A 3,019-nucleotide genomic window follows, 5' to 3' on the forward strand; every position below is an offset into this window, starting at 1 on the left:
CCCCCCCCCCCACCCCCCCCCCCCCCCCCCCCCCCCCCCCCCCCCCGCCCCCCCGCCGTGATGGCAATTGCTGATGGCCCCAAATACTCTCCAACAATCATTTGTACTCCCTTAACATATTGGAATTGTGATACCTGAAATCTCAATCTGATCTCAAGAAACTCGTAATTCAGGCTTGATGGCGTCGATTAAAATTTCTTTCGGAGCTTAAGTAGCGACTTGGAAAAACCTAAAAGCTTAGCATCTTTTAACAAAGCTTCAGCGATGAGGGGTCGACCTATGTTCTCGAAAGTATATAGTGAAAAAAATATTGTAATAATCAATAAAGCCCCAACTCGCCTTCTTAGGCTCAGCTCATACCTACGAGCATTTGGCTTGCGCAATATAATTACGATATCAAACGTTAGGGAAGATTTGGATTGGCTACGTTTAAATTCCTGGGACCTACTGATACTAAACCTAGAAAAAACAGCTCTAATTGGCTTTGACATTTTCGAAGTTCTCAAAGAGTGCAACCGGGCTGAGGTGCCGTTTCTCATCTTAACGGACTTTAATGATATTGAAAATATGCATAGCTTTTTTGAGAAAGCCCCCAACGATTTCACTTCAAAGCATCTTAAAATACCAGAATCAGCAATCAAGGAGGGTCGAACGTACTTAGAACTAGTTTGGCTGGTCAAAAAATTACGCGAAGCGAATGGCGAGCTAATTCGCAGTGTAAAATCACGTACAGCGCAATTGGAGCTTAGCTATAAAGCAAGCATCAATAGTTTGTGTCGAGCTGCAAGTTACCGGGATACCGACACAGGTTGTCATATTTATCGCATTGGAGATTCCGCCGCATTACTAGCACGAGCCATAGGTATGCCTTCGCATTGGTGCGAAATGATCCGTATTGCCGCACCTATGCATGATGTAGGAAAAATTGGCATTGAAGATGCGATTCTGCAAAAAAATGGCCCTTTGACGGCTGCAGAACGGAAAATAATGCGTGAGCATCCTCGTATCGGCTATGAGATTCTATATGACACAAAAGGTTCTCCTCTATCAGACCTATCAGCTGAGATTGCTCTAAGGCATCACGAACGCTGGGATGGCACTGGCTACCCTGATGGCCTTCGATGCGAGGAAATTCCGTTATCGGCAAGAATCGTAGCAATTTGTGATGTTTATGATGCTCTTCGAATGTCTCGACCTTACAAACAAGCATGGGATTTGGAACGTTCCAGAAATTATATTATCGAGCAAGCTGGCAAACATTTTGACTCATCGCTCGTAGACGCCTTCTGTAATTTGATTTATGAGATTGAAAAGTTATCCGTTTGATTTTAATAAGATTGAACACTGCATTGTGACAGCAGGCTTATGGACATCATACTATGGAGGACCCGATTAACTTGCCGCACGTTCACGGCGCGTCGAAACTTTATAAGCACTCATCGCTATTTGCCGAAAACAGCTCGATGAATGTTGCACTGAGTTTTTTTCACCTGAACTTCCATATTAAACCCGCGACCCACCCATTTAGTTCATGGATCGGTTACGATGCAATACCGCTACGTTAGTATCCAGTTCGACCAGCTTGGTGAGACCGTCGATAGATTTTCGGAAGTCGACATGCCTAGGGTAAAGATAGATTTTTTCGACTTCAAAGGGATTTCGTACAGATACTTAAGCGCAAAGCAAGCATTCCTGGTTTCAACTCAAGTACACAAGCAAGGGCGCCGCGAGCTATCCAAGCCTCAAAATCTTGGATGATTTGTCGGATGACAAACTATCACATAGGCTGATGGTGCGTCCGAAGCCTTCTGCGGCTCAATCGTCATGATGAAAGTACTTAGAGAGGCAACGCGCAGTGGTCATTTCTGATCGTCATGACTTTTTGATAATCCCTCAGCAGCCCTTCGACTTCCAGCGAGTATCCCAGTAGGTTCGTCAAACTCCACCTGTGCCGCAGCGTGGATAAAACGCCCAACATCGGGTTTAGAAGCAAGGGTGGCCCTAGCATCTTTGAGAACTGATCTTGCATCAGCCACTTATCTGTTCTGACCTTACGGCGCCCCTTCATTTTCTACCCCGCAGGCCTAATTCACTATGGGTTGGCTCCATCCTTCGGTGATGATCGCAAGGGTAGCGGTGCAGTGCTGAAGCATAGCTGCCGACGGAAATTATCCGAATATATCCTGTGGACTATAGTTTATAGTCAGCAAGATATATTCGGATATTCACCAAAATCTTCACGCCCCCCTATCGGGACCGATTTGCTCCTCTCTCGTTCACGCATGCCTGCACAGTGTTACTGCCGGAGCAAAATTGACCCTACCGTGCAGCAGCTTGTTGTAATACATTTACACCAAGCCTTCAAACGATTAGACACAATGAGATTGATCATGAAAGGCAAACGTAAGGCCAATACAGCCAAGTGGCTCATGAAAGCTCAAATCGAGGTCGAGGCTAGACAGGTGCTGCAAAAACGACCTCGAGATGCCTCGAACCATTTCCTTAATGCTACAGCTACTTTCGGATTCGAGCATGAACCGGTAGGTTTGCTAGCCGGTAAATTGCCAGGAGTTATCTAAACGCCACGAAGCTCGTTGTCTAACTCTAATGTTGTACAAACGTAGCCGGTAACTGACCGCTGCGGTTTCGCAGAGATAAAAATACGCGGACATAATCGTCCTTATTGTCCGGGTGAGGAAGGTGTGTTCGCTCACCCCTAATGTTGGAACCCTCCCCTGGCGGGTGAGCTCCAGTGTACTGAAGCTAAACGGCACCGGTCGTTGTGAGTTGCGTAAAATACATCAGCTTATCCTTACGAGCGACTGAAGCAGTCTTGTGTCGTTAGGGATGGTCTGAAGTAGGCCGCTATTTTTCGACTGCTGAGCCATAGGTGCTTTCAAAAAACGGCAGCCGTTCAAAACCGATCACGTCTGCCGCCTATTCCATCCATTTTTTCCGCTGAACGCTCCTCGCAGCAGCTATTTCCCTCATTACGGACGCACCTCTCCTGCGCTGGAGA

The 3,019-nt window shown here is 46.6% G+C and carries 2 protein-coding genes; both read left to right on the forward strand.

All coding sequences use genetic code 11. The features are described from left to right. The first annotated feature begins 279 nt into the window (after window positions 1-279). The gene (locus AACY52_RS28260) at window positions 280-1,326 is read left to right on the forward strand and encodes an HD domain-containing phosphohydrolase (RefSeq protein WP_339561063.1); all 1,047 of its coding nucleotides are present in this window, start codon (window positions 280-282) and stop codon (window positions 1,324-1,326) included. Window positions 1,327-2,390: 1,064 nt separating this feature from the next. Then, on the forward strand, window positions 2,391-2,579 hold the full coding sequence (locus tag AACY52_RS28265) for a hypothetical protein (RefSeq protein ID WP_339561064.1): 189 nt from the start codon (window positions 2,391-2,393) through the stop codon (window positions 2,577-2,579). Window positions 2,580-3,019: the final 440 nt, after the last annotated feature.

Origin of the sequence: Pseudomonas sp. EA_65y_Pfl1_P113 (assembly GCF_963970525.1) — a bacterium.
GTDB classification, from domain to species: domain Bacteria; phylum Pseudomonadota; class Gammaproteobacteria; order Pseudomonadales; family Pseudomonadaceae; genus Aquipseudomonas; species Aquipseudomonas tritici.